24 protein-coding genes are annotated in these 25,976 nt (G+C 68.0%); 21 read left to right on the top strand and 3 right to left on the bottom strand.

The window, feature by feature from the left end; genetic code table 11:
- The first annotated feature begins 38 nt into the window (after positions 1–38).
- The 5 genes from ABIB26_RS14850 to ABIB26_RS14830 all read left to right on the top strand — a co-directional run bounded on the left by ABIB26_RS14850 (position 39) and on the right by ABIB26_RS14830 (position 6,669).
- Positions 39–1,730, top strand: a complete 1,692-nt coding sequence (locus ABIB26_RS14850) for a ribonuclease J (RefSeq protein WP_354244566.1) — start codon at positions 39–41, stop codon at positions 1,728–1,730.
- A 209-nt stretch (positions 1,731–1,939) separates the two neighbouring features.
- Positions 1,940–4,909, top strand: a complete 2,970-nt coding sequence (locus ABIB26_RS14845; RefSeq protein ID WP_354244563.1) for an FtsK/SpoIIIE family DNA translocase — start codon at positions 1,940–1,942, stop codon at positions 4,907–4,909.
- Positions 4,910–4,934: 25 nt separating this feature from the next.
- Entirely contained in the window at positions 4,935–5,576 is a 642-nt protein-coding gene (pgsA, locus tag ABIB26_RS14840; RefSeq protein ID WP_354244558.1) for a CDP-diacylglycerol--glycerol-3-phosphate 3-phosphatidyltransferase, read from the top strand.
- Complete coding sequence (locus ABIB26_RS14835) at positions 5,573–6,079, top strand: CinA family protein (protein WP_354244555.1); 507 nt, start codon at positions 5,573–5,575, stop codon at positions 6,077–6,079. The genes pgsA and ABIB26_RS14835 overlap by 4 nt, the downstream gene beginning before the upstream one ends.
- A gap of 137 nt (positions 6,080–6,216) precedes the next feature.
- Positions 6,217–6,669, top strand: a complete 453-nt coding sequence (locus ABIB26_RS14830) for a helix-turn-helix domain-containing protein (RefSeq protein WP_354244552.1) — start codon at positions 6,217–6,219, stop codon at positions 6,667–6,669.
- A 97-nt stretch (positions 6,670–6,766) separates the two neighbouring features.
- Here ABIB26_RS14830 and ABIB26_RS14825 read toward each other — a convergent pair whose 3' ends face one another.
- Positions 6,767–7,276, bottom strand: a complete 510-nt coding sequence (locus ABIB26_RS14825) for a MarR family winged helix-turn-helix transcriptional regulator (RefSeq protein ID WP_354244549.1) — start codon at positions 7,274–7,276, stop codon at positions 6,767–6,769.
- Between the two features lie 41 nt (positions 7,277–7,317).
- On the opposite strand from ABIB26_RS14825, the gene ABIB26_RS14820 reads away from it, so the two are divergent.
- The 6 genes from ABIB26_RS14820 (at position 7,318) to dapF (ending at position 13,130) form a co-directional block, all read left to right on the top strand.
- Positions 7,318–7,536, top strand: a complete 219-nt coding sequence (locus tag ABIB26_RS14820; protein WP_354244546.1) for a DUF3046 domain-containing protein — start codon at positions 7,318–7,320, stop codon at positions 7,534–7,536.
- A 252-nt stretch (positions 7,537–7,788) separates the two neighbouring features.
- Positions 7,789–8,841 carry a recombinase RecA gene (gene recA / locus ABIB26_RS14815; RefSeq protein WP_354244543.1) on the top strand — a complete coding sequence of 351 codons (1,053 nt, stop codon included), beginning with the start codon at positions 7,789–7,791 and terminating at the stop codon, positions 8,839–8,841.
- Between the two features lie 193 nt (positions 8,842–9,034).
- Complete coding sequence (locus ABIB26_RS14810) at positions 9,035–9,511, top strand: regulatory protein RecX (RefSeq protein ID WP_354244540.1); 477 nt, start codon at positions 9,035–9,037, stop codon at positions 9,509–9,511.
- A gap of 75 nt (positions 9,512–9,586) precedes the next feature.
- Entirely contained in the window at positions 9,587–11,161 is a 1,575-nt protein-coding gene (gene miaB / locus ABIB26_RS14805; protein ID WP_354244537.1) for a tRNA (N6-isopentenyl adenosine(37)-C2)-methylthiotransferase MiaB, read from the top strand.
- A 60-nt stretch (positions 11,162–11,221) separates the two neighbouring features.
- Positions 11,222–12,202, top strand: a complete 981-nt coding sequence (miaA, locus tag ABIB26_RS14800; protein WP_354244534.1) for a tRNA (adenosine(37)-N6)-dimethylallyltransferase MiaA — start codon at positions 11,222–11,224, stop codon at positions 12,200–12,202.
- On the top strand, positions 12,174–13,130 hold the full coding sequence (gene dapF, locus ABIB26_RS14795; protein ID WP_354244531.1) for a diaminopimelate epimerase: 957 nt from the start codon (positions 12,174–12,176) through the stop codon (positions 13,128–13,130). The genes miaA and dapF overlap by 29 nt, the downstream gene beginning before the upstream one ends.
- On the opposite strand, the gene ABIB26_RS14790 is transcribed toward dapF, so the two are convergent.
- Positions 13,111–13,725, bottom strand: a complete 615-nt coding sequence (locus tag ABIB26_RS14790) for a class I SAM-dependent methyltransferase (RefSeq protein WP_354244528.1) — start codon at positions 13,723–13,725, stop codon at positions 13,111–13,113. The genes dapF and ABIB26_RS14790 overlap by 20 nt on opposite strands.
- 450 nt (positions 13,726–14,175) lie before the next feature.
- On the opposite strand from ABIB26_RS14790, the gene hflX reads away from it, so the two are divergent.
- On the top strand, positions 14,176–15,744 hold the full coding sequence (gene hflX / locus ABIB26_RS14785; RefSeq protein WP_354244525.1) for a GTPase HflX: 1,569 nt from the start codon (positions 14,176–14,178) through the stop codon (positions 15,742–15,744).
- On the top strand, positions 15,737–17,956 hold the full coding sequence (locus ABIB26_RS14780; RefSeq protein ID WP_354244523.1) for an ATP-dependent DNA helicase: 2,220 nt from the start codon (positions 15,737–15,739) through the stop codon (positions 17,954–17,956). Before hflX ends, ABIB26_RS14780 begins: the two co-directional genes overlap by 8 nt.
- Before the next feature lie 220 nt (positions 17,957–18,176).
- Here ABIB26_RS14780 and lexA read toward each other — a convergent pair whose 3' ends face one another.
- The gene (gene lexA / locus ABIB26_RS14775) at positions 18,177–18,926 is read right to left on the bottom strand and encodes a transcriptional repressor LexA (RefSeq protein ID WP_354244520.1); all 750 of its coding nucleotides are present in this window, start codon (positions 18,924–18,926) and stop codon (positions 18,177–18,179) included.
- A 371-nt stretch (positions 18,927–19,297) separates the two neighbouring features.
- Between lexA and ABIB26_RS14770 the strand changes: the two genes are divergently transcribed.
- The 8 genes from ABIB26_RS14770 (at position 19,298) to ABIB26_RS14735 (ending at position 25,772) form a co-directional block, all read left to right on the top strand.
- Positions 19,298–19,735: a LysM peptidoglycan-binding domain-containing protein gene (locus ABIB26_RS14770; RefSeq protein ID WP_354244517.1), complete on the top strand. Its 438-nt coding sequence runs from the start codon at positions 19,298–19,300 to the stop codon at positions 19,733–19,735.
- A 125-nt stretch (positions 19,736–19,860) separates the two neighbouring features.
- Positions 19,861–20,979: a histidinol-phosphate transaminase gene (locus ABIB26_RS14765; RefSeq protein WP_354244515.1), complete on the top strand. Its 1,119-nt coding sequence runs from the start codon at positions 19,861–19,863 to the stop codon at positions 20,977–20,979.
- A 66-nt stretch (positions 20,980–21,045) separates the two neighbouring features.
- Complete coding sequence (gene hisB, locus ABIB26_RS14760; protein ID WP_354244512.1) at positions 21,046–21,666, top strand: imidazoleglycerol-phosphate dehydratase HisB; 621 nt, start codon at positions 21,046–21,048, stop codon at positions 21,664–21,666.
- Positions 21,663–22,433: an imidazole glycerol phosphate synthase subunit HisH gene (gene hisH / locus ABIB26_RS14755; RefSeq protein ID WP_354244510.1), complete on the top strand. Its 771-nt coding sequence runs from the start codon at positions 21,663–21,665 to the stop codon at positions 22,431–22,433. Before hisB ends, hisH begins: the two co-directional genes overlap by 4 nt.
- Positions 22,434–22,592 (top strand): CG2302 family histidine operon protein, encoded by a 159-nt coding sequence (locus tag ABIB26_RS14750; RefSeq protein ID WP_354244507.1) that lies wholly within the window; start codon positions 22,434–22,436, stop codon positions 22,590–22,592.
- 56 nt (positions 22,593–22,648) lie between these two features.
- A complete protein-coding gene (gene priA, locus ABIB26_RS14745) occupies positions 22,649–23,395 on the top strand; it encodes a bifunctional 1-(5-phosphoribosyl)-5-((5-phosphoribosylamino)methylideneamino)imidazole-4-carboxamide isomerase/phosphoribosylanthranilate isomerase PriA (protein ID WP_354244504.1) in 747 nt (248 codons plus the stop codon).
- A gap of 13 nt (positions 23,396–23,408) precedes the next feature.
- Positions 23,409–24,350, top strand: coding sequence for an SseB family protein (locus ABIB26_RS14740; protein ID WP_354244502.1), 942 nt, complete (start codon positions 23,409–23,411; stop codon positions 24,348–24,350).
- Positions 24,351–24,422: 72 nt separating this feature from the next.
- Positions 24,423–25,772, top strand: a complete 1,350-nt coding sequence (locus ABIB26_RS14735) for an MFS transporter (RefSeq protein ID WP_354244499.1) — start codon at positions 24,423–24,425, stop codon at positions 25,770–25,772.
- Positions 25,773–25,976 lie beyond the last annotated feature (204 nt).

Genomic DNA, 25,976 nt, shown 5'->3' with positions numbered 1-25,976 from the left:
AACGACCTCTCCGGCAACCGCCTGGAAAGTAGTGCACTATGACCCAAACCGCCCTTCCCGGCCTTGTCACGCCGCCGAAACTGCTCAAGGACACCCTGCGGATCGTGCCGCTCGGCGGCCTGGGCGAGATCGGCCGCAACATGACCGTCTTCGAAGTTGACGGCAAGCTGCTCATCGTCGACTGTGGTGTCCTCTTCCCCGAGGAAACCCAGCCCGGCGTCGACCTGATCCTGCCCGATTTCTCCTACATCGAGAACCGCCTCGATGACATCGTCGCCGTCGTCCTGACGCACGGCCACGAGGACCACATCGGTGCCGTCCCGTATCTGCTGCGCCTGCGCGCCGACATTCCCCTGGTGGGCTCCCGGCTGACGCTGGCCCTCATCGAGGCAAAGCTGCAGGAGCACCGGATCAAGCCCGTCATGCAGACGGTCACCGAGGGACAGGTTCAAAAGTTCGGCCCGTTCGAATGCGAATTCGTCGCGGTCAACCACTCGATCCCCGATGCCCTCGCCGTGTTCATCCGCACGGCCGGCGGCACCGTGCTGCACACCGGTGACTTCAAGATGGACCAGCTGCCCCTGGACGGCCGGATCACCGACCTCCGCCACTTCGCCAAGCTCGGCGAAGAAGGCGTGGACCTGTTCATGTCGGACTCCACCAACGCCGACGTCCCGGGCTTCACCACCGCCGAGAAGGACATCGGGCCCACCCTGGACCGGCTCTTCGGCCAGGCCAGCAAGCGCCTGATTGTGGCCTCGTTCTCCTCGCACGTGCACCGGGTCCAGCAGGTCCTCGACGCCGCCGCCAACCACAACCGCAAGGTAGCCTTCGTGGGCCGCTCGATGGTCCGCAACATGGCCATCGCCGAGAAGCTCGGCTACCTCGAGGTGCCGGCGGGCATCCTGGTCGATATCAAGAACATCGACAACCTGCCGGACAACCGCGTGGTCCTGATGTCCACCGGTTCCCAGGGCGAGCCGATGGCGGCCCTGTCCCGCATGGCCAACGGCGACCACCGGGTCGTCGTCGGCCAGGGCGACACCGTGATCCTCGCCTCCAGCCTGATCCCGGGCAACGAGAACGCGGTCTTCCGCATCATCAACGGCCTGCTCAAGCTCGGCGCCGACGTCATCCACAAGGGCAACGCCAAGGTGCACGTCTCCGGCCACGCCGCCGCCGGGGAGCTGCTGTACTGCTACAACATCCTTGAGCCGCTCAACGCGATGCCGGTGCACGGCGAGACCCGCCACCTGATCGCCAACGGCAAGATCGCCCTGGACTCCGGCGTTCCGGAGGAAAGCATCCTCCTCGCGGACAACGGCACCGTCATCGACCTCCGGGACCACCAGGCCGACATCGTCGGCCAGGTCGAGGTCGGCTTCGTCTACGTCGACGGCTCCAGCGTCGGCGAAGTCACGGAAGCAGACCTGAAGGACCGCCAGACGCTCGGCGATGAAGGCTTCATCTCCATCATCACGGTCATCCACCGCGCCACCGGCAAGGTGGTCTCGGGACCGGAAATCCACGCCCGCGGCGTGGCCGAGGACGATTCGGTCTTCGACGAGATCATCCCCAAGATCAACGCCGCACTGGAGGAAGCCGTGCTCAACCGCACGGACCACACCACGCACCAGCTGCAGCAGGTTGTCCGCCGCGTCGTCGGCACCTGGGTCAACCGCAAGCTCCGCCGCAAGCCCCTGATCATCCCGGTGGTCCTGGAGGCCTAAGCCCGCGCCCGGGGAGCCCTCCGCGGATGAACCGAGACGGCCTTCCTGACCCGCCCCAGCCCTTTGGCCGGGGCCGGCGAGGAAGGCCGTTTTGCGTTGCCGGCAAACGCGTCACCGGCGGCCGGGGAAGGCCGTGGGTCCGCAACATGGTTCCCGCCGAGGCCCGGAAATCCGCGGTTTTCGGCCCGGTGTCGGGTACCGTGGCTGGTATGGCGACACGTACTTCCTCCGCGCCTAGAGGAAACTCAAGCGGTAAATCAGGCAGCCCGGCGGGCCGGAGCTCCGGCCCCGCTGCATCCAAATCCACCAGGACTTCGGGACCGGCAGGTACCGCACGCACCCGGAAGCTGGCCGCCGTCGAACCCAGAGCGCCCTGGCTGGTCCGGGTCGTGGCCGGCGCCTGGCTGGGCATTGCCCATGTGGTCGGTGCGGGCGTCCGCCGGATCGGCTCGGACGTCAGCGATCTCGCTCCCGAGGACCGCCGTGACGGCGCCGCCGTGTTCAACCTCGCCCTCGGTGTCTTCGTCGCCACCTTCGCCTGGTGGGGCCTCCGGGGCTGGTTCCCGGACATGGTCTACGGGATCGTCAACGGCACGTTCGGCTGGATGTCCCTGCTGCTGCCGCTCATGCTCTTCGTCTGCGCCTTCCGGCTGTTCCGCCAGCCCGTCGACGGCCGCGGCAACAACAGGGTCGGGATCGGTTTCCTGGCCATGACCTTCGCCGGCTCCGGGCTGGCCCACATCATTGGCGGACAGCCGACGGTGGCCGACGGTTTCGACGGCCTCCGCCAGGCCGGCGGCATGCTCGGCTACCTCGCCGCCGCACCGCTGGCGGCGATCCACCCCGCCGTCCCGGTTGCGGTCTATAGCGTGCTCGCATTCACCTCGCTGCTGATCGTCACGGCAACGCCGTTCGGCTCCATCCCCGGCCGGCTGCGGGACGCCTATGAACACCTCATGGGCATCGATCTGCAGGACCGTGCCGGCGGCGACAACCACGGCGGCGACGGCCATGACCGCAGCTACCTCTACGAAGACGACACTCCCGCACCGGCCAGGAAAAAGCGCCGCCGCCTCTTCGGCAAGGACCGCGACGCCGACGCCGGCCTCGACGGTTACGTCGGCGACGAGGCCTTCGAACGTGCCCTGATCGAAGATGAGGAAGCAGCCGCGGCGGCCAAGGGCTCCAGGTCCGTCGCGCCTGGCGTGCGCCGGCCCACCCAGGCTGAGATCGCCGTCGAAAAGATCAAGGCGGCCCAGGGCCTCGGTACGGCCGCTGCCGGCGCCGCCGCGGCCACGTTTGCCGGGGCCGCGGGGGAGAACGCCACCGAAGCGATCCCGCTCGTTACCCCCGGCATGGTGGCCGCCGGCTCCCTCAACGTTCCGTCCGCCACCGCCGTCGCCGCAGCCGCGCAGGTGCCTTCCCGGCCGGTCACGCCGCCGCCGTTGCCTACGCTGATTCCGCAGCGCACCGAACAGCTCTCCCTCGCCGGCGACGTCACCTACACCCTGCCGGCGCCGGACGTCCTGACGCCCGGCTCCATTCCGAAGGAGCGCACCGAGGCCAACGACGCGATCGTCGCCTCGCTGACCGAGACCCTCAACCAGTTCAACGTGGAAGCCCAGGTCACCGGCTTCAGCCGGGGTCCAACCGTGACCCGCTACGAGATCGAGCTCTCCCCGGGCACCAAGGTGGAACGCGTCACCGCCCTGTCCAAGAACATCTCCTACGCCGTCGCCAGCTCGGATGTACGCATCCTGAGCCCCATCCCCGGACGGTCCGCGATCGGCATCGAGATCCCCAACACGGACCGTGAAACCGTGTCCCTGGGGGATGTGCTCCGGAGCCAGAACGCCCGGCGGACGGACCACCCCATGGTCATCGGTGTCGGCAAGGACGTCGAGGGCGGCTACGTCGTGGCGAACCTCGCCAAGATGCCGCACCTCCTGGTGGCCGGTGCCACCGGTGCCGGTAAGTCGGCGTTCGTGAATGCCATGATTACCTCAATCCTGATGCGCGCCACGCCCGACGAGGTCCGCATGGTCATGGTGGACCCCAAGCGCGTGGAACTGACCGCCTACGAAGGCGTCCCGCACCTCATCACGCCGATCATCACCAACCCCAAGAAAGCCGCGGAGGCACTGCAGTGGGTGGTCCGCGAGATGGACGCCCGCTATGACGACCTGGCCAACTACGGCTTCAAGCACATCGACGACTTCAACAAGGCGGTCCGGGCCGGCAAGGTCCACGCGCCGGAGGGTTCCAAGCGGGTCATCCGCCCGTACCCGTACCTGCTGGTGATCGTGGACGAACTCGCCGACCTCATGATGGTGGCCCCGCGCGACGTCGAAGATTCCATCGTCCGCATCACCCAGCTGGCCCGTGCCGCCGGCATCCACCTCGTCCTGGCCACCCAGCGCCCGTCCGTGGACGTGGTCACCGGCTTGATCAAGGCCAACGTGCCCTCGCGTATGGCGTTTGCGACCTCCTCCGTCACCGACTCCCGCGTGGTGCTGGACCAGCCGGGCGCCGAGAAGCTGATCGGCCAGGGCGACGCGCTCTTCCTGCCGATGGGCGCCTCCAAGGCCATGCGTGTCCAGGGTGCCTGGGTGACCGAGTCCGAGATCCACAAGGTGGTCGAACACGTCAAGGGCCAGCTCAAGGCCGTCTACCGCGACGACGTCGCCCCGGAGGCGCCGAAGAAGCAGATCGACGACGACATCGGAGACGACCTCGAGGTGCTGCTGCAGGCCACCGAGCTGGTGGTCACCACCCAGTTCGGTTCCACCTCCATGCTGCAGCGCAAGCTGCGCGTCGGCTTCGCGAAGGCCGGCCGCCTCATGGACCTGCTCGAGTCCAGGGGCGTGGTGGGTCCCTCCGAGGGCTCCAAGGCACGCGACGTCCTGGTCAAGCCGGATGACCTCGCCGCCGTCCTCGCAGCCATGAAGGGCATGGACATGCCCGCCGTCGCTGATTCCCAGACCGCGGCGCTGAGTGATAACGCCAACGCCAACATCGCCCAGGGCGGTTACGCGGAAGACCTCGTGGCGGCGGACCTGGACAACCGGACGCAGAAAGCTCAGTACTTTGACGGCGCAGACGGCCCGGACGGCGGGTCCGGGGGCGCCTCTGATGAAGAAGACGGTTCCGAGGACGCCTGGTCGCTCACCGGACGGTAGCGTGTGAAGACGGTAGCCTAGGAAGGTGACTAGCTCCGACGCAAAGAGTGCCGGTTCCGCCTCGCGGATCTGGAACCTGCCCAACATCCTGACGATGCTGCGGATTGTGCTGGTGCCGTTCTTCGTCTGGTTCCTCTTGCGTGACGCGCCCGGGCTGGACAGCCAAAACGGCGTCTGGCGCTGGGTCGCCGCCGCGACGTTCGCCGTCGCTATTTACACGGACAAGCTCGACGGCGACATCGCCCGCAGCCGCGGACTGGTCACCGACTTCGGCAAAATCGCCGACCCGATTGCGGACAAGCTCCTGATCGGCTCCGCCCTGGTGATGCTCTCCCTGCTCCAGGAACTCCCGTGGTGGGTCACCGTCCTGATCCTGGTCCGCGAGTGGGGGATCACCGCGCTGCGCTTCTTCGTCATCCGCTATGGCGTGATCCCGGCCTCGCGGGGCGGAAAGCTCAAGACCGTCGTCCAGACGGCGGCCATCTTCCTGTACGTCGTTCCGCTGGGCGCCCTGGTGCCGTGGCTGGGGGTTGTGGCCTTCGCCGTCATGATGGTGGCCCTGGCCATCACGGTCTGGACGGGCGGAGAATACGTCATCGAGGCCCTCAAGCTGCGCGCCAGCGGCATCCGGGCACAGCACCAGCAGACCCAGGAGGGCAAGCCATGACAACCCTGCATCCCAACCTTCACCGCATCGCCGAACAGGCCGTGACTGGAGCCATCGACCGCGGGCTGACCGTCGCCACCGCCGAATCCCTCACCGCCGGCATGGTCGCGGCGGTCCTGGCCGATACGCCCGGTGCCTCCGGGATGCTGCAGGGTGGTGTGGTGTCCTACCAGGACTCGGTCAAGGCCGATGTGCTCGGAGTGCCGCGGGACCTCCTGGACGCCGTCGGCGCCGTGGACGGGCAGGTCGCCGCCGCCATGGCCGACGGCGCCCGGCGGATCTGCGGTGCCGACATCGGCGTGTCCACCACCGGCGTCGCCGGCCCCGAGCCGCACGGAGGCCAGGACATCGGGTCGGTCTATATCGGCATCGCCACCGCGGACGGGTCGGCCTCGTACGCGTACAGCTTCGAGGGAAGCCGGGCGGAAATCCGCTCCCTGGCCTGCGCTGCGGCTCTGGACCGCCTGCTGGAAGTACTGGCGCCGGCAGGCGACCCTGCGTAAAGTTGCTGGGAACAAAAGTTGATTCCCAATAGTTGTTAGATTGTGTCGCCTCCGAATATGGGAGGCGCCTAGGATGAAGGCATCAACAGTTCGCCTGTAGCGGCGGACTCGACATACGAGGGAGCAAGGCGATACAGATGGTAAAGCAGCCCGTATCCGTAAACGGCGTTGTCCGCTGGAAGGATGTGGGCCTCGCCGATCAGGCTAAGAGCGAACAGAAGGAGCGCAAGATGGTTGTACTTCGTCACGAAATCGGCGACGTTCTGCGCGATGTCCGCCAACGCCAAGGCCGTACCCTCCGCGAAGTCTCGCACAGTGCCCGCGTTTCACTGGGCTACCTGAGCGAAGTGGAACGCGGCCAAAAGGAAGCCTCCTCGGAGCTCCTTTCCTCGATCTGCTCGGCCCTCGATGTTCCGCTCTCCAGCATGCTCCGCGAAGTCAGCGACCGCGTCGCCGTCGTCGAGGGTGTGGCAGTTCCGGACACCGTCCCGCAGGAGTTCGCACAGCGCTACGGCCGTGACCTGGACCATGAGCTCAACTCGGACCTGAACGACGAGTTGGCCAAGGGCCTTCTCTCCGGGGCGCGTTAGCCCCGGCCCCCATTCGATCTAAGGAAGGTCCCCGGCGGTGTGCCGGGGACCTTTTCCGCGTCCGGGACGGTGCGCCGGAGTACGGGCTCAGGCGTACTTACGCGGACTCGTCCCCGGGGAAGCCGTCGCGCTCGTACGTGTCGTTGAGCTTGGCCATGTAGGCCGCGAAGGCCTGCAGTTCCTCGGCCGGCCACTCTGACAGCCGCTCCCGGAAGACCTCACGCCGGGCGTCCTGGACCTGGTGCATTTTCTCCTCGCCCCTGGCCGTCAGGCTGATTGACTGGGCCCGGCCATCGAGCGGATCGGCCTCCTTGGAAACCAGGCCGAGGTTTTCCAGGAATGCGATCTGCCGGCTCACCGAAGGCTTTCCGACGCCGATGCAGGAGGCCAGCTCGGTCAACCGGATCGGGCCCTTCCGGCGGATCACGCTGAGAAGGCCGTAGGCTGCCGGCTCCATGTCGGGATGGACCTGCCGCGAGAGCTGCTGGGACACGGACCGGGCGCGGCGCCACAGCAGGCTCAACTGGTGCTCTACAGCGGTCAGGGGATCCTCGGCGTTCCCGGGAAAATTCATTGAATTCTCGGGGCCCTCGCTTGGGTTGCTCATGGCAACCATTCTAGAGTCCCGCACCGTGAGAGACTTTATTGGTGCGAATCAGTGACTTTTGGCGGCTCATGGACGACGAGTTCGGGGCAGGCTATTCCCGGGTTCTCAGCAGCTCGCTGGTCCTGTCCGGAGTGGGCGGCCGCACGGCGGACCAGGCCCTCAGCGCCGGCGTGCCGCCGCGGCAGGTCTGGCTGGCCCTCTGCGACGTCCAGGATGTACCGCCGGAGCGCCGGCTGGGCCGCGACGTCAAAGCGCGCTGACCCGCGGCCGGCCGAACACGCCGACCACTGATACGCCGACCACTGACACTCTCAAACACTGACACGCCGCCGGATTGTTCGAATATCTGTTCGGGTGGGACTATGCTTTTTCTAGCGCGCTTTCCACATACGCGGTGCAGGCCGGCGACTCTGTCGGTGGGTGCCACTAGCGTCAGTGAAGACAGGTCAGCGATGACAGACGAAGGGCCGATACGGCCACTCCACAGCGAGAAAGCATTAGAGGTGTGAACCATGGCCGCAGCCCCGGATCGCCAGAAGGCGCTCGACGCAGCGCTTGCCCAGATTGACAAGCAGTTCGGCAAGGGCTCGGTCATGCGCCTGGGCGACGAAGTCCGTGCACCCATTGAGGTCATTCCGACCGGCTCCATTGCACTGGACATAGCCCTGGGAATTGGCGGGCTGCCCCGCGGCCGCGTCGTTGAAATCTACGGTCCGGAATCCTCCGGTAAGACCACGGTGGCACTGCACGCGGTGGCAAGCGCCCAGCGCCTGGGCGGCATCGCAGCCTTCATCGACGCCGAACATGCCCTCGATCCCGAATACGCGGCCAGGCTGGGCGTGGACACCGACGCCCTGCTCGTTTCCCAGCCGGACACCGGCGAGCAGGCCCTGGAAATCATGGACATGCTCATCGGCTCCGGATCCCTGGACGTCATCGTCATCGACTCCGTCGCCGCGCTGGTTCCCCGCGCGGAAATCGAAGGGGACATGGGCGACAGCCACGTCGGCCTCCAGGCCCGCCTGATGAGCCAGGCGCTGCGTAAGATCACCGGCCGGCTGAGCCAGACCAAGACCACCGCCATCTTCATCAACCAGCTGCGTGAAAAAATCGGCGTGTTCTTCGGCTCCCCGGAAACCACCACCGGCGGCAAGGCCCTGAAGTTCTACGCCTCGATCCGTATTGACGTCCGCCGGATCCAGACCCTCAAGGAGGGCGCTGACTCCGTCGGCAACCGCACCAAGGCCAAGATCGTCAAGAACAAGATGGCCCCGCCTTTCAAGATCGCCGAGTTCGACATCATCTACGGCCAGGGCATTTCCCGTGAGGGCGGCATCATCGACATGGGCGTCGAGCACGGCCTGATCAAGAAGTCGGGATCCTGGTTCACGTACGACGGCGACCAGCTCGGCCAGGGCATGGAGAACTCGCGCCGCTTCCTGCGCGACAACCCTGAGCTCGCCTCCGAACTGGAGCGTCTCATCAAGGAGAAGCTCGGCGTCGGGGTGAAGGCCCCGGCCGAGACCGAAGCATCGCCGCAGCTGAAGGCCGTTGACGGCTTCTGACGGCCTGGTGTCTGAAGGCACGCCTTCACGACGCGGAGCGCGGAAAGGGGCAGGATTCTCCTCCGGGAGTCCTGCCCCGGGCCTTGCCGGCCGCGCCGGGCCTGAGGACAGTCCGGGGGACGGGCGCCGTCGTTCCCGTCCTTCGCCCGAGCACGGCCGGGACGCAGATCCGGCGGCGGCAGCGCGGGCCATCGTGCTGCGGCAGTTGACGTCGTCGCCCAAGAGCAGACTTCAGCTTGCCCGGAAGCTGGCCGAGCGAAACATCCCGGGCGATGTCGCCGAAGCCGTACTGGACCGCTTCGAAGAGGTCCGGCTCGTCGACGACGCGGAGTTCGCGGACCTGTGGGTCCGGAGCCGGTCCCAAAGCCGAAAGCTCGCGAAGGGCGCCCTGCGGCGGGAACTCGCGGACAAGGGCATCGACGCGGACACCGCCGCCATCGCCCTGGAACAGCTCAGCGACGAAGACGAGGAGGCTGCGGCCCGGGAACTCGTCCAGCGCAAACTTCGCGGCGTCACCGGATTCGAAGACCGCGAGGTGCGGGACAAGACCACGAGACGGCTGGCCTCGATGCTCGCACGCAAGGGGTACCAGCCCTCGCAGGCCTTCAGGATCGTGGGCGAGGTGCTCGAAGCCGTGGCAGCGGCGGCAGAAGCAGACCCGGACTATTGAACCCGGCGTCCCTTGAACCCGGGCTCCGGTGCACCCTCCGGCGCGGCGGCGGCGCGGACCCGTTACCCTTAACAGGTGAGTTTGACCATTCCCTCCCCAGCGGCCGGCACCACCCCCTCCCTGGACTCCCCGTCTGCAGCTGACGCCATGCCCGCGCATGCTGCCGTGCAGCCGCGTACCTACCAGGTGCGCACTTTCGGCTGCCAGATGAACGTGCACGATTCCGAGCGGATGTCCGGGATGCTCGAAGCCGCCGGGTACGTCCCCGCCGCAGGTGAGCTGGCCGACGTCGTGGTCTTCAACACCTGCGCGGTCCGGGAGAACGCCGACAACAAGCTCTACGGCAATCTCGGCATGCTGGCTCCGGTCAAGGCCGCCAACCCCGGCATGCAGATCGCCGTCGGCGGCTGCCTGGCGCAGAAGGACCGCGAAACCATCCTGAAGAAGGCACCCTGGGTGGACGCAGTCTTCGGCACCCACAACGTCGGTGCCCTTCCCGCCCTGCTGGACCGGGCGCGGCACAATAACGAGGCGCAGCTGGAAATCCTCGAATCTCTCGACGTCTTCCCCTCCACGCTGCCGACCAAGCGGGACTCGGTCTACGCGGGCTGGGTGTCGATTTCCGTGGGCTGCAACAACACCTGCACCTTCTGCATCGTCCCGGCCCTGCGGGGCAAGGAAAAGGACCGCCGGCCCGGTGACATCCTGGCCGAGATCCAGGCCCTCGTTGACGACGGCGCCATCGAAGTCACCCTGCTGGGCCAGAACGTGAACTCCTATGGCGTCGAATTCGGCGACCGGCAGGCCTTCTCCAAGCTCCTGCGCGCCTGCGGGGACATCCCCGGCCTGGAACGCGTCCGGTTCACGAGCCCGCACCCGGCCGCCTTCACCGATGACGTCATCGACGCCATGGCCGAGACCCCCAACGTCATGCCGCAGCTGCACATGCCGCTGCAGTCCGGCTCGGACAAGGTCCTCAAGGACATGAAGCGGTCCTACCGCTCCACGAAGTTCCTCGGCATCCTGGACAAGGTCCGGGAAAAGATCCCGCACGCGGCCATCTCCACCGACATCATCGTCGGGTTCCCCGGAGAGACTGAAGAGGACTTCCAGGCCACCCTCGACGTCGTGGAGAAGTCGCGCTTCGCCACCGCCTTCACCTTCCAGTACTCCAAGCGGCCCGGCACCCCCGCCGCGGACCTCCGGGACCAGCTGCCCAAGGCCGTGGTCCAGGAACGCTTCGAACGCCTCACCGCGCTGCAGGACCGGATCGCTGCCGAGGAAAACGCCCGCCAGCTCGGCCACCGCGTCGAGGTCATGGTCACGGCCCAGTCCGGCCGTAAAGCCGAGGAAACCCACCGGCTCTCCGGCCGCGCCCAGGACCAGCGGCTGGTCCACTTCTCTGTCCCCGCCGGCGCCGAAGTGCCTCGCCCCGGCGATCTCGTGACCGTCACCATCACCGGGGCGGCGTCCTTCCACCTCGTCGCCGACCCGGTGACGGCGGACGACTACAGCCTGCGCCGCTCCCGCGCAGGAGATGCCTGGGACCGGTCCCAGGCCGACTCCTGCGGCGCGCCGGCGCCGGGGGCAGCCGCCGGCAAGACGGGTGTGTCTTTGGGCATGCCCACCCTTCCGGTCCGCGGCCGCTAGCCGGTGGCAGGTCCGGAGGGCATGCCGGCCGGCAAGGCACCGGACACTCAGGCCGGCGCAGTGCGGGACGCACTGCCTCGGCCGGCACCCGGCGGTCCGCCGGTGATAGCCGTCGTCGGGCCGACCGGTTCCGGCAAGTCCGAGCTTGCCGTCTCGCTCGCGCTGGAGCTCGACGGCGAAGTCATCAACGCCGATTCCATGCAGTTCTACCGCGGCATGGACATCGGCACCGCCAAGATCACCGACGCCGAACGCAGGGGGGTGCCGCACCACCTCCTGGACATCCTGGACGTGACCGAGGAAGCCAGCGTCTCGGACTTCCAGCAGCAGGTCCGCGCGCTCATCACGGACATCCATACCCGCGGCAAGCGCGCCATCCTCGCCGGCGGCTCCGGGCTCTACGTCCGCGCCGCCCTTGACGTGCTGGATTTCCCGGGCACCGATCCTGCCATCCGCCGCAAGCTGGAGGCGGAACTGGAAGCGGACGGCCCCGCCCCGCTGCGGGCCCGGCTGGAGACCGTGGATCCGGTGTCCGCCGGCCGGCTCGGCGATGCCCGCCGGATCATCCGTGCCCTCGAGGTCCACGAACTGACCGGGCGGCCCTTCAGTTCCTTCATGCCCACCCGCGAGTATTTCCAGCCTGCTGTCCAGATCGGCCTCGAGGTGGACCGCGAACTGCTCAGGGAGCGGCTCGCCCGCCGCGTCCACGCCATGGTGGACCAAGGGTTGCTCGAAGAGGTCCGGCAGCTTGATAGGGCCGGGCTCCGGCTCGGCAGGACCGCCCCGCGGGCCCTCGGCTACGCCCAGTTCCTCCGGGTCCTCGACGGCGAGGCCGGCGTGGAACAGGCGGCCGAGGAGACCATCGTGGCGACCCGGCAGTTCGCCCGCCGCCAGCTGACCTGGTTCCGCGCGGACCCCCGCATCCACTGGCTGGACTGGCAGGATCCCGAGCTCATAGCCAAAGCTGCCGCGTTCTGCAGTCCCGGTTCTGCCGGAACGGTAACCTTGGAGCATGGACGAAACCCTGGCCGTGGCCGCTGACCGAGGCACTGAAGCCAACACTGTAGCCCTGAGCGGACTCAAATTCTCCAAGGGACACGGCACGGGCAATGACTTTGTGCTCCTCGCAGACCCGAAGGGCACCCTCTCCGTCACCCCGGAGCAGGTCGCGGCACTGTGCGACCGCCACCGCGGCATCGGCGGAGACGGCCTGATCCGCGCCGTCCCCTCCCGGCTGCTCCCCGAAGGCCAGGAGCTGCTCACGGAGCACCCGGACGCCGAATGGTTCATGGACTACCGCAACGGCGACGGCTCGCTCTCGGAAATGTGCGGCAATGGGGTCCGCGTCTTTGTGCACTTCCTGATCGCCGAAGGCCTCGTCGAGCTGCCCGCCGGGGAGTCACTGACCATCGGCACCCGCGGCGGGGCCAAGACCATTGTGCGCACCGCGGCAGGCTACGCCGTCGACATGGGCCCCTGGGAGTTCATCTTCCCGGGCGAAGCCACCGCGCGGGCCATGGATTCACTGGTCAGCGCCACAGGACTTGAGGTCGCGCGGCCCGCTCTGTCCGTGAGCATGGGCAACCCGCATACCGTCGTTGCACTGGCCGAACTGGCAGAGCTCGAGGCCACGCAGCTGTTCACCGCACCCCATGTGGATCCGACGCCACCTCACGGCACCAACGTCGAGTTTGTTGTGCCATCCGAGCCGCTGGTGCACGACGGCGTCGGAACCATCACCATGCGCGTCCACGAGCGGGGCGTGGGCGAAACCCAGTCCTGTGGCACCGGCGCCTGCGCGGCCGCCGTCGCGATCCGCCACTGGGCCGGCCAGGGTGCCCCGGACGTCTGGAACGTCCACGTGCCGGGCGGTGTCGTCGGCGTGAAATTCTTCCTCGGCACCGAAGGCCACGAGCATGTCGAGCTCAGCGGCCCGGCCGTGATCGTGGCTAGCGGGACGCTTTCCTGACCCGCAGAATGCGGAACGACTTCGAGGTGCTCTCGCGCGTCACTGTGAAGCTGCTGCCCAGCTCGGCGGCGAGCCAGCGCTGAAGCGAATCGGACCCCAGGTTCTTCTGCACCACGAGCCACGCCGAGCCGCCCTCGGCCAGCCGCGGCAGCCACAGGAGCAGCAGGGCATGAAGCTCGTCTTTGCCGATCCGGATCGGCGGGTTGGACCAGATGGTGTCGAAGCGCAGCTCCGGATCGACGGCGTCGGGTGTGCTGGCCGTGACATTTCCCAGCCCCAGGAGCGCCGCGTTCTCGTTCGTCAGCGTCACGCAGCGCTCGTTCACGTCCACCGCGCAGACGCGTGAATGAGGTGCCCGCAGTGCCATGGTCAGCGCGATCGGGCCCCAGCCGCAACCGATGTCCAAAAGGTTTCCCTGCGGCGCAGGGGAGGGCACATCGGCCAGCAACACGGCCGTTCCCTTGTCGATGCCGTCCGGGCTGAAGATGCCCGAGGAGGTCTGCAGGTGGCGTGTCTCACCGGCAAGCTCCACGGTCAGTGGCTTGCGGGTGAACGGCCCGGCCGGCTGGGCGCTGAAATAGTGTGCAGACTCCATAACTGGCCAGATTAGTTGGCCGTCGGCCTGTATGGGAAACCGGCAGATTGAGAGTCTGCTAGTCTTTGAGGCATGTTCTTGAACTTCAAGTAGCCGGCACGGGTTAAGTCCCGTCCCCGCAGCGACGCAGGTACCCACCTTCCGCCAGTTTTCTTTCGTGCAGCGCGCCCAAATCCAGTGATTCCTTCCCTGCCCGGCGCCCGCATCACTTGGAGTCCAGCAATGCTCAGCGTATGAACATCCCGCGAAAGCGCCCTGATTCGCCAGGATCGGTCCGTTAGCTTCCGCCCACATCTCCCCGCTCCCACCCGGAGCCCACCCTGCCCCGGCACCGCCGCCGCGGGCATCCAGGAGGCCCGTTTGACCAATAGTCGTCAGCCCAGCGCGAATTCCGCCCCACACGGCACCGATCGGCACTATTCTGAAATTGCCGAACCTTCAAAGGAGACCATGACCAGTCAGCCCAACACCGGACCCGATTCAGCAGCCCAGGACATGAGTCCCGCGGAAATCCAGGCTGTCATCGACCGGATCCTCTCCAAGGAAGCCCCTGCCCGGAAGGCGTCCCCGGCCACCGGCGAGCCCAAGTCGGTGCTCGGCAAGGCCCAGGCGATCTCACGGCCGGACGAGGAACACAGCAACTACGACGGCGACCAGCAGGACCTCGAGGAACGGCACGCCCTGCGCCGTACCGGCAGCCTGTCCACCGAACTGGAAGACGTCACCGAGGTCGAATACCGGCAACTGCGCCTCGAACGCGTGGTCCTCGCCGGTCTCTGGACCGAAGGAACCCTCGCCGATGCCGAGAACTCGCTGCGCGAACTCGCCGCCCTGGCCGAGACCGCCGGCTCGGAGGTCCTCGACGGGATTGTCCAGCGCCGCCAGAAGCCCGATCCGGGCACCTTCCTCGGCTCCGGCAAGGCCCAGGAACTCAAGGACATCGTGATGTCCACCGGCGCGGACACTGTCGTGGTCGACGCCGAACTGGCTCCGTCCCAGCGCCGCAGCCTGGAAGACATCGTCAAGGTCAAGGTCATCGACCGCACGGCCCTGATCCTGGACATCTTCGCCCAGCACGCCAAGAGCCGCGAAGGCAAGGCCCAGGTGGAACTGGCCCAGCTCGAATACCTGCTCCCGCGCCTGCGCGGCTGGGGTGACTCGATGTCCCGCCAGGCCGGTGGCCAGGTGGGCGGTGCCGGTGCCGGCATGGGCTCGCGTGGTCCCGGTGAAACCAAGATCGAACTGGACCGCCGACGGATCCGCACCCGGATGGCCAAGCTGCGGCGCGAGATCGCCGCGATGAAGCCGGCCCGGGAAACGAAGCGCGCCAACCGCCGTCGTAATGCCGTGCCCTCGGTGGCCATCGCCGGCTACACCAACGCCGGCAAATCGTCGCTGCTGAACCGGCTCACCGACGCCGGCGTCCTGGTGGAGAATGCCCTGTTCGCCACCCTGGACCCGACGGTCCGCAAGGCCGAAACCTCGGACGGACTGGGTTACACGCTCGCCGACACCGTGGGGTTCGTCCGCTCGCTGCCCACCCAGCTCGTGGAGGCTTTCCGCTCCACCCTGGAAGAGATTGCCGACTCGGACCTGATCCTGCACGTCGTCGACGTCTCGCACCCGGATCCGGAGGGCCAGATTGCCGCCGTCCGCAAGGTCTTCAGCGAGGTCGACGCCCGCAAGGTTCCGGAAATCATCGTCCTGAACAAGGCCGACGCCGCCGACCCGTTCGTGATCGAACGGCTCAAGCAGCGCGAACCGCGCCACATTGTGGTGTCGGCACGCACCGGCGAAGGCATCCCGGAACTCCTCAAGGCCATCAGCGAGGGCATCCCGCGGCCCAGCGTGAAGCTGGAGCTGATGATCCCGTACAACCGTGGAGACCTGCTCAACAAACTGCACGAGACCGACGCCGAGATCCTCAGCCTCGACCACGAGGAGACCGGCACCCGCGCCGTCGTGATGGTGCGCGAGGGCCTGGCCGCCGAACTGGATTCGTTCATCAGCAATGACTGAGGCAGCGGTGGCCGGGGGCGACCCGGACGCGAACCGCCCGGCGGGGGAGGACCCGGAAGGGGACGCGTCCGGCGGAATGGCTTCAGCAGGACAGGGTTCAGCCGGACAGACTAAGGCAGGACAGGGTTCAGGGGGACAGGGTTCAGCAGGAACCGGTTCAGCAGGAACCGGCGGACCGGCCGGCGAAGAGTTCGTGATCGATCTGCTCGACCGGGCGGTGTCAGGCATGGGCGGTCAGAGCCGCAGCGGCCAGCACGAAATGGCCCGGCAGGTGGCGCAGGCGATCGACACCGGCGACCACCTGCTGGTCCAGGCCGGCACCGGCACGGGCAAGTCTCTGGCCTACCTGATCCCGCTGATCGCGCATTCCCTCGTCAGCGACAAACCCACCCTCGTCTCCACGGCCACGCTGGCCCTGCAGACCCAGATCGTGGGCCGCGACCTGCCCCGGCTGCTCAAGACCATCACCCCTGCCCTGGACCGCCCGGTCAAGGTGGCCCTCGTCAAGGGCCGCTCCAACTATGTGTGCAAACACAAGCTCGAAGGCGGCTTCCCTTCCGAGGAACCGTCCGAGGGCCAGCTCTTTTCCCTCGGCGAGGACACGTCCGTGCCGCACTTCGCTGCGGCAATGGGCGGCCCTTCCTCCCAGCTCGGCAAGGAAGTCGTCCGGCTGCGCGACTGGGCGGAGGAGACCGCCACCGGGGACCGGGACGAGCTCATGCCCGGTGTGACGGACCGCGCCTGGCGCCAGGTCTCGGTCACCTCGATGGAATGCCTCGGCGCGCAGAAGTGCCCCCTGGCGGCCGAATGCTTCAGCGAACTGGCCCGGCAGAACGCTGCCGACGCCGACGTCGTCGTCACCAACCACGCCATGCTGGCGGTCAGCGCCTTCGAAGGCCTCGCCGTGCTGCCGGAGTACGACGTCGTGGTGGTGGACGAGGCGCACGAGCTGCAGGACCGCGTCACCGGGGCCGTGTCCGGCCAGCTCTCCGTGGCAATGGTGCATGTCGCCGCCTCCGGGGCCCGGAAGCACACTGCCATCACGGTGGACGCGCTCAGCAATGCCGCGTCCAACCTCGAGCTTGCCATTGAAGGCGTCCCCAGCGGGCTGATGCCCAACGGGCTCAACAGCGAGCAGCTCGACTGCGTGGACCAGCTGCGTGACGCCTGCCGCGCCGCGCTCTCCGATTCCAAGGGGGACAGCGCCAACGCTGCCGACGGCGGGCGCCAGCTCGCGCGCTCCCGCCTCATGGTCATCCTGGAACTCTGCGAACGGCTGCTCGCTGCCCGCGAAAACCGCGAGGTGGTCTGGTTTTCCCGGAACAGCACCTTCGACCCTGCGCAGGGATACTCCCAGCCGGACGAGAGCGCACCGGCCCTGATCAACGTGGCCCCGCTGAGCGTCGCCGGACGGCTCCGCGAGGGCCTGTTCGCGGACCACACGGTCATCCTGACCTCGGCCACACTCGCCATCGGCTCCGCCTTCGAACCGGCGGCCGGAGGTCTGGGCCTGGTAGGCCCCGGAGCGCCCAGCTGGACCGGAGTCGACGTCGGCTCGCCCTTCGACTACCCCAAGCAGGGCATCCTCTATGTTGCCAAGCACCTGCCCAAGCCCGGCCGCGGCACGTCCCCGGAAGCGCTGGACGAGCTGGAAAAACTGATCCGGGCTTCCGGCGGCGGCGCACTGTGCCTCTTCTCGTCCCGGCGGGCTGCCGAGGACGCCGCCGAGGCGATGCGCCCCCGGCTGGACATGAGCATTTTGTGCCAGGGGGATTCGACCATGACGGCGCTCGTGCGCCAGTTCGCCGATGAACCGGACACCTGCCTCTTCGGCACCATGTCCCTGTGGCAGGGCGTCGACGTCCCGGGGGGCTCCTGCCGGCTCGTCGTCATCGACAGGATTCCGTTCCCGCGGCCGGATGACCCGCTCATGACAGCGCGCTCCCGCGCGGTGGCCCAGGCCGGCGGCAACGGATTCATGAGTGTGTCCGCAACCCACGCCGCGATCCGGCTGGCCCAGGGCGCCGGACGGCTGATCCGCACGACGACGGACAAGGGAGTGGTGGCGGTGCTGGATTCGCGGTTGTCCACGGAACGCTATGGGGGATTCCTCCGGGCAGCGCTGCCGCCGTTCTGGCCGACCACTGATCCGGCAATTGCCATGGCGGCTTTGGAACGGCTCTCCAAGGAGCCGGCGCAGACCGCCAAGTAGGCAGACGGACAGGGAGCCCGAGGAGGCCGCTCTGGCCGGGCTGTGACGTTCCCGCCCGGTTGCCTCGGCCCGCGGCCCTCGGCATCCCCTGAGTTGCGGGGTTTTCCGGCGTCGGAATGCTGTTCCGGTGCAGGCAACTGGGGAGGAACGCTGAGGGCCCCTCCTATGTCCCGGAGGGGGCCCTGCTCGCAGGTCCTAACGCGCTGACCCTAAATGCCCACTAAAGGGAGCGCAGGACCGAGACGACCTTGCCCATAATGACGGCGTGGTCGCCGAGGATTGGCTCGTACTGCGTGTTCTGGGGCAGCAGCCAGGTGTGGCCGTCGCGCTGGCGGAACGTCTTGACCGTGGCCTCGTCGTCCAGCAGCGCGGCAACAATGTCGCCGTTCACGGCGTCGCCCTGCCGGCGCACCACCACCCAGTCGCCGTCACAGATGGCGGCATCGATCATCGAGTCGCCCGCCACCTTCAACATGAAGAGCTCTCCGTGGCCCACCAGCTGGCGCGGCAACGGCATGACGTCTTCCACAACCTGGTCCGCGAGGATCGGGCCGCCAGCCGCGATACGGCCGACGAGGGGGACCATTGCGGTATCCGTAGCGCTGGCCAGTTCCGAGACGGACAGCCCGCCCACGGCGCGCAGGCCGCTGGACTTCTCCACTCCCGAGACCTTCGGGCTGCCCTCGTCGAGGGTCAGCGGCATGAGCACTTCCATGGCGCGCGGCCGCTTGGGATCCCGCCGCAGGTAGCCGAGCTTCTCGAGCTGGGAGAGCTGGTGCGTCACGCTGGAGAGACTCGCCAGACCCACAGTGTCGCCAATCTCGCGCATCGAGGGAGGGTAGCCGTGGTCCGCCACCGAACGCTGGATGGTTTCGAGGATCTTCTTCTGCCGGACGGTCAGGCTCTTGGGAGGCCTGGCTGACTGCGGGCTCCGTTGGGATGCCCTGCCACCGGTGGCTGGTGCTGCCATATTCGCCAATGCCTTTCCATTCCGCCCGGGCTGCCGGGCTGCAGCTACCGGGACCTTCCGGCCTGAATGTCAGACCCCGCTGATCAACTACTGGTGATCGACTGCAGAAGTGGTTGTCCTGTGACTCAAACGTAGGCCAGCCACACAGCTTTTTCAAACATTTGTTCTAGCGAGTCTCGACAATGTTCGTTAATAGGTGCTAAAACTGGACAGGTGACGTTCGAATATGTGTTCGAACTTCCGAGAGTCGGATGTGAGCATGGCAGTTCGATGAGAGCGTTTGTTCGGTTCTATGTTCGAAGGTTAGGCCGGTTGGCGGCAAGTACGTGGAGTACGCCGGCGGCCCAGTATGGTCCAGGAGGGCTCAGTTCATGTCAGCATCAAGCGCGTTTCACGACACTTTCGGCCATGACGCATCCGGCGGGTATGGCCGGTCCGTACCGCGGGTTTCCTTCCGTCCGGCCGCTCCGGCCGGCGGTGCGTCCCGCGCCAGGCAGGCTCCACTGCGGCTGACCAGGCGGGGCCGGTTCGTCTTCTTCGGCGTGCCTTTGATCCTGCTTGCCGCCCTGATCCTTTCATTCAGCGGCTTCCTGAATGCACCTGCCAAGGCCTCCGAGTCTGTTGAGGAGCTGTCACTGACCCCCACCGTCTCCGTCACGGTGCAGCCCGGGGAATCACTGTGGGCCATCGCCGGGACGGTGGCACCGGGGCGCGACCCCCGCGACGTCGTCGCCGACATCGTCCAGCTCAACAACCTCGATGCCGCCCGCGTCCTGCCCGGCCAGACCCTCTTCGTCCCGGCCCAGTAGTCTTCGGGCCCAGTAGTCTGCCGGCCCCGGGAGCGTCGCGTACCAGGCCGCCGCCGAGGCGTCGACGGGCTGGCCTCAGGCGTCACAGTTTCAGGGCCCGCCGCCGTCTCACTTAAACTAGTGAAGTGACTGACCAGTTAGAGCGCCTGAACCGACTTCCCCTCCGGACCAATCTGCGGGGAATGAGCCCCTACGGGGCACCCCAGCTGGACGTCCCCATCCTGCTCAACGTCAACGAGAACACCCACGGTGTGCCGGCGGACGTCCGAGCGGCCATCGCCGCGGCGGTAACAGAGGCAGCGGCCGGCCTGAACCGGTATCCGGACCGCGAGTTCACGGAACTGCGCGAAGCCCTGGCGGAATACCTCGGGCACGGGCTGGGCGCGGAGCACATCTGGGCAGCGAACGGCTCCAACGAGGTGCTCCAGCAGATCCTGCAGGCCTTCGGCGGACCCGGACGCACGGCACTGGGCTTCCCTCCCACGTACTCCATGTACCCCCTGCTCGCCGCCGGGACGGACACGGAATACATCGTGGGGGACCGGGCCGAGGACTACGGGCTGAGTGCGGAGTCGGCGGCGCGCCAGGTCCGCGAACTTGAGCCCAACATCGTGTTCCTGTGCTCCCCGAACAACCCCACCGGCACGGGCCTGGGCCTCGATGTCGTGCAGGCTGTGTACGAAGCCGGTCAAGCCAGCCAGACGATCGTGATCGTCGATGAGGCCTACCACGAGTTCGCCCACGACGGTACGCCGAGTGCGCTCGAGCTGCTGCCGGGCCGGGAACGGCTGATCATCTCGCGCACCATGAGCAAGGCCTTCGCCCTCGCCGGCGCGCGTGTGGGCTACATGGCGGCAGCGCCCGAGGTGGCCGACGCCCTTCGCCTCGTCCGGCTTCCGTACCACCTCTCCGCCATCACCCAGGCAACCGCCCTAGCCGCCCTGCACCACCGCGTGGCGCTCATGGCCGACGTCGAGGACATCAAGCGGCAGCGGGACAGGATCGTGTCCGAACTGCAGCGGATGGGCCTCAAGCCAGCCGCCTCGGATTCGAACTATGTCTTCTTCGGCGGTCTCGACAACCCGCACGAGGTGTGGCAGCAGCTGCTCGATGCCGGGGTGCTGGTCCGGGACGTCGGCATTCCCGGGCACCTTCGCGTCACCGCGGGGACTGAGACGGAAACCACAGCCTTCCTCGAAGCCCTCGAACGGATCCTGGCCGGCCGCGCAGTGCAGCCCGCCTAGACTTAACACACAGGACATCCACACCGCCTGAACGCCGGGCACCGTCGTCATCCAAAGGACACCCACATGAGCAACACCGGATCAACCGCTGCCCGGACCGCACGCATGGAACGGACCACCAGCGAGTCATCCGTGCTGGTCGAGATCAACCTGGACGGCACCGGCGTCTCGGACATCAGCACCTCGGTCCCGTTCTACGACCACATGCTGACGGCGCTGAGCAAGCACTCCCTGATCGACATGACGGTCAAGGCCACTGGCGACACGCACATCGACGTCCACCACACGGTGGAAGATGTCGCCATCACCTTTGGCGAGGTCCTGCGCACCGCGCTGGGGAACAAGGCCGGCATCCGCCGCTTCGGCGAGGCGACGGTGCCGCTGGACGAAGCCCTTGCGCAGGCCGTCGTCGATGTTTCCGGGCGGCCGTACCTGGTCCACGGCGGCGAGCCGGCCGGCCAGGAATACCACCTGATCGGCGGACACTTCACGGGCTCCCTGACCCGGCACGTCTTCGAGGCGATCACCTTGCACGCGGGCATCTGCCTGCACATGAATGTCACCGCCGGCCGGGACCCGCACCACATCGTCGAGGCCCAATTCAAGGCTTTCGCCCGCGCCCTGCGCGCCGCCGTGGAGCCGGATCCCCGCGTCGAAGGCATCCCGTCCACCAAGGGCGCACTGTGACCGGCAAGGTGCTGCAGGACGGCGCCATCCTCAACCCCGACGCCGGCCGGAAGCCCGTCTCGCCCGAGGGCAAACCCACCGTCACGGTGCTGGATTACGGATCCGGCAACGTCCGCTCGGCAGTCCGTGCCCTGGAACGGGCCGGCGCCGAGGTCATCCTCAGCGCCAAGCCGGAGGAGGTCCTGAACGCCGACGGCCTCGTCGTCCCGGGCGTCGGAGCCTTTGAAACAGTCATGCGCGAGCTCAAGGCCGTCGACGGGATCCGTATGATCGGACGCCGCGTGGCCGGCGGCCGTCCCGTGCTGGCTATCTGCGTGGGCCTGCAGGTCCTGTTCGAGGCCGGTGTGGAACACGGCACCGAGGCATCGGGCATGGGGGAGTGGCCCGGCAAGGTGGAACTGCTGCCTGCCGAGGTGGTGCCGCACATGGGCTGGAACACAGTTTCGGTGCCGGAAGGTTCGAAGCTGTTCGCCGGTGTCGAGGACGAGCGCTTCTACTTTGTGCACTCCTACGGCGTGCAGCACTGGGACTTCGACGTTATCCAGCCCCGGATGACGGCGCCGCTGGTCACCTGGTCCGATCACGGCGCCCCGTTCATCGCGGCGGTTGAAAATGGCCCGTTGTGCGCCACCCAGTTCCACCCGGAGAAGTCCGGCGACGCCGGCGCACGCCTGCTGCGCAACTGGGTCGAGGGCCTGCGCAAGGTATCCCCGGACGCGGCCGCCCCGGGCAGCGCAACCGGCGCCGGCCCGGAACAGACCGCCTAGATGTGGTCCATCGTCCTGATGGGGCTTGCCGGCCTGCTAGTTGGCGGGGCGCTGTCCTTCCGGCAGCAGAAGAGTCCGCGCTGGGTCCAGATCGTGTTCTACGTGCTGGCCGGGATGTCGCTTCTGGCCGCCTATTTCCTGACGCTGCCCGCCGCCTAGCGGTCCCGCAGCATTCCCGACCATCCGCCGCCACCTGAGAAGCTGAGGATCCCCCGATGACCACCGAAACCCCGCTGCCCGTGCTCCAGCTGCTGCCCGCCGTCGACGTCGTCAACGGCCAGGCAGTCCGCCTTGTCCAGGGCGAAGCCGGCAGCGAAACGAGCTACGGCACCCCGCTGGAGGCCGCACTCAACTGGCAGCAGCAGGGGGCCGAGTGGGTCCACCTGGTGGACCTCGACGCCGCGTTCGGCCGGGGATCCAACGCCGAACTGCTGCGCGAGGTGGTGGGTCGCCTGGACATCAAGGTGGAACTCTCCGGCGGCCTGCGCGACGACGAATCGCTGGAGAAGGCCCTGGACCTCGGCGTCGCCCGGGTCAATCTCGGCACCGCGGCGCTGGAGAACCCCGAGTGGACGTCCCGCGTGATCGAGCGCTTTGGCGACAAAATCGCCGTCGGACTGGACGTCCGCGGCACCACCCTCGCCGGCCGCGGCTGGACCAAGGAAGGGGGCGACCTCTGGGAGGTCCTGGCCAGGCTGGAAGAGGCTGGCTGCGCCCGTTACGTCGTCACCGACGTGACCAAGGACGGTACCCTGCAGGGTCCCAACGTCGAACTGCTGCGCCAGATGGTGGAGAAGACGGGCAAGCCCGTCGTCGCGTCCGGCGGCATCTCCAGCCTCGAGGACCTCAAGGTGCTGCGCTCCCTCGTCCCGCTCGGCGTCGAGGGCGCCATCGTCGGCAAGGCCCTCTACAACGGCAACTTCACGCTGCCCGAGGCGCTCGACGCCGCCGGCCGCCGCTAGCCGGTCATCAGCGATGGAACACCAGCCGGCAGGCACCAACCCGACGCCGGACGCAGGCGGGAACACCGCCCCGCAAAGGCATCTTCCCGGGCACATCGCGGCAGCATTGGCCGGCGCCGGCGGGGCGGCTGACTCGGCCGGCCAGCCGTGGGCCGGGCGGAGCCTCGCCGGTGACGACGCCAGGATCCACAATTTCGACAACGACGACGGCGCGGCGGACGCCGGCTACCTGGCGGCCCTCGCGCGCCTCGCCACCGGCGACGGCGACGAAGCCGCAGTCATCGCCTCACTCGCCACCGCGCGTGTCTTCGTTCCGATCCTTGCCCGGCTCGCCGAAGAAGACGAAGGCTCGACGCGCCCGGCAGAGGACAAATTGCACGGTGACCGGCTGCATGGGGACAAGCAGTCCGACATGGCCCTCGTCACCCTCAAAGCGCCCGACGGCCGGACGGCCATGCCCGTGTTCACCTCGGCCGCGGCGCTTCGGACCTGGCATCCCGAGGCCCGCCCGGTGGCCGTGTACGCGGCCCGGGCAGCACTGTCCGCCGTCGCCGAGGGCGCCGAGCTGCTGGTTCTGGACCCCGGCTCGGACCTGACGTATGTGGTGCGCCGGCCCGCCGTCTGGGCCCTCGCGCAGCAGCAGCCGTGGACCCCGTCGTACGCTGATCCTGAGCTGGCGCGGTCCATCGGCGCGGCCGCGGCTGGCTTTCCGGAGGTCCGGCGTGTTGAAATTCATCCAGGCGGTGGAGTTGCCTCGGCTGCGGCTGATGGACGGCAGCTTCCCGGCGGAGGTGCGGGCCCGGAACTCCGGGTGGTCCTCTACCTCGAGGACGGGCTCGACGCCGCGGAGGTGCGGTCCATCGTGGCCGGCCTCAACACGGCCTGGGCCCGGAATGAATTGTTTGCCGAACGGGTTGACTCGATCGAAGTCAAGTTGCAGCGCGCAGCACCGTAGCTGACGGCCAGCGGGGGACTCCTGCCGGAAGCAGCACCAGGCTGCCTGGGCAGTATGAAAAGGATGTAGTCCGTGAACTTCACGCTGTACCGGGAGCTGCTGGCCGTCCGGCCGATCAGGCGGCTCCTGCTGGTCGGGATGATTGCCCGCATACCGCACGCCGCCGCGGGCGTGCTGCTGACCCTGCACATCGTCCTGAGCCTGGGCCAGGGCTATGCGGCCGCCGGTGCCGCGGCAGCAGTCATGACGATCGGCATCGCCGTCGGGGCGCCCTGGCGCGGACGGCGAGTCGACACCGTGGGCCTCCGCAAGGCACTGATCCCCTCCGTCATTTCCGAGACCGTCATCTGGTCGATCGTGCCGCACGTTTCCTACGAGCTGCTGCTGCCGCTGGTGTTTGTCGGCGGCCTGCTGACGCTGCCGATCTTCAGCGTCGTGCGCCAGTCCCTCGGCGTCCTGGCCACGGGGGAGCAGCGGCGCACCGCGTTCGCCCTCGATGCGATCTCCACCGAGCTGGTCTTCATGATTGGCCCCGCCGCCGGCGCCCTCGTCGCCACCGCCGGCTACTCGGTTGTAGGCCTGACCATCGTCGGCATTGCCACCTCGGTGTCCGGGCTGTTCCTGATGTGGTTCAACCCGCCGACCCGCAGCGCCGTGTTCATCCACATCGAGTCCCGTTTTGACGCCGGGCTCGAGGCGGGACTCGATGCGGATGAACAGAATGGCGCGGAAGCCGCCGTCGTGGCTGCCGCCCCGGCACACCTGCAGGAAGCCGCCGCAGAACTGGCCCCGCTGGCAGCCGCCGCGGTGCAAAGGCGGCGGCGCGGCGCCGGGCTACGCCACAAGGTCATCCATAATTTCACCTGGTTCACGGCAGCCGTGGCTGCCGTCTTCGCCGTCGCGGCCGGGGCGGGCATGGTGCTCAGCGGCACCGACGTCGGCTTTGTGGCCGCCCTCGAGACCGGCGGCCACCAGGCCGAGATCGGGCTCGTCTTCCTCTTCTGGTGCGCGGCGTCGGTGGTCGGCGGGCTGATCTACGGCGCCATGCACCGGCCGATCTCGCCGATCCTGCTGCTGCTCGGCATGTCCGCCCTGACCATCCCGATGGCGTTCGGGACAGACACCTGGACCCTGAGCCTGCTCGCGCTGCTGCCGGGACTGCTGTGCGCCCCGGTGCTCTCGGCGGCTTCGGAGAAGGTCGCCGAGCTCGTCGACGAGAGCCGCCGCGGAGAGGCGATGGGCTGGTACGGATCGGCCTTGACCGGCGGCGTCGCCCTCGGGGCACCGCTTGCCGGCCTCTTCATCGACGGCGTCGGCCCGGGGGCCGGGTTCGTCTCCGTGGGGTCCGCAGGCGTTGTGCTGTGCCTCGTGGGGCTCGTGCTGCAGCGCCGCCGCCGTCGACGGCTGGCCTCGGCGGCCTAGCCCAGGCGCGGGGCTGGGCAACGCCTCGGAACGCCGTGCACGGAACAGGACGCACCGCGTTAACGACGACGGCGGCGGGGGGGGGGGGGGGGGGGGGCCCCCCCCCCCCGGGGGGGGGGGGGGGGGCGGGGGGGGGGGGGGGGGGGGGGGGGGGTTTTTCCCCGGGGGGGGGGGCCGGGGGGGCGCGGGGGCGGCGGCTCCCGG

The sequence above is a fragment of the Arthrobacter sp. UYEF20 genome, assembly GCF_040546335.1.
Taxonomy (GTDB): Bacteria; Actinomycetota; Actinomycetes; order Actinomycetales; family Micrococcaceae; genus Arthrobacter.
The sequence above is the reverse complement of the archived record's forward strand: the minus strand, read 5'-3'. Positions and strand labels throughout refer to the sequence as shown.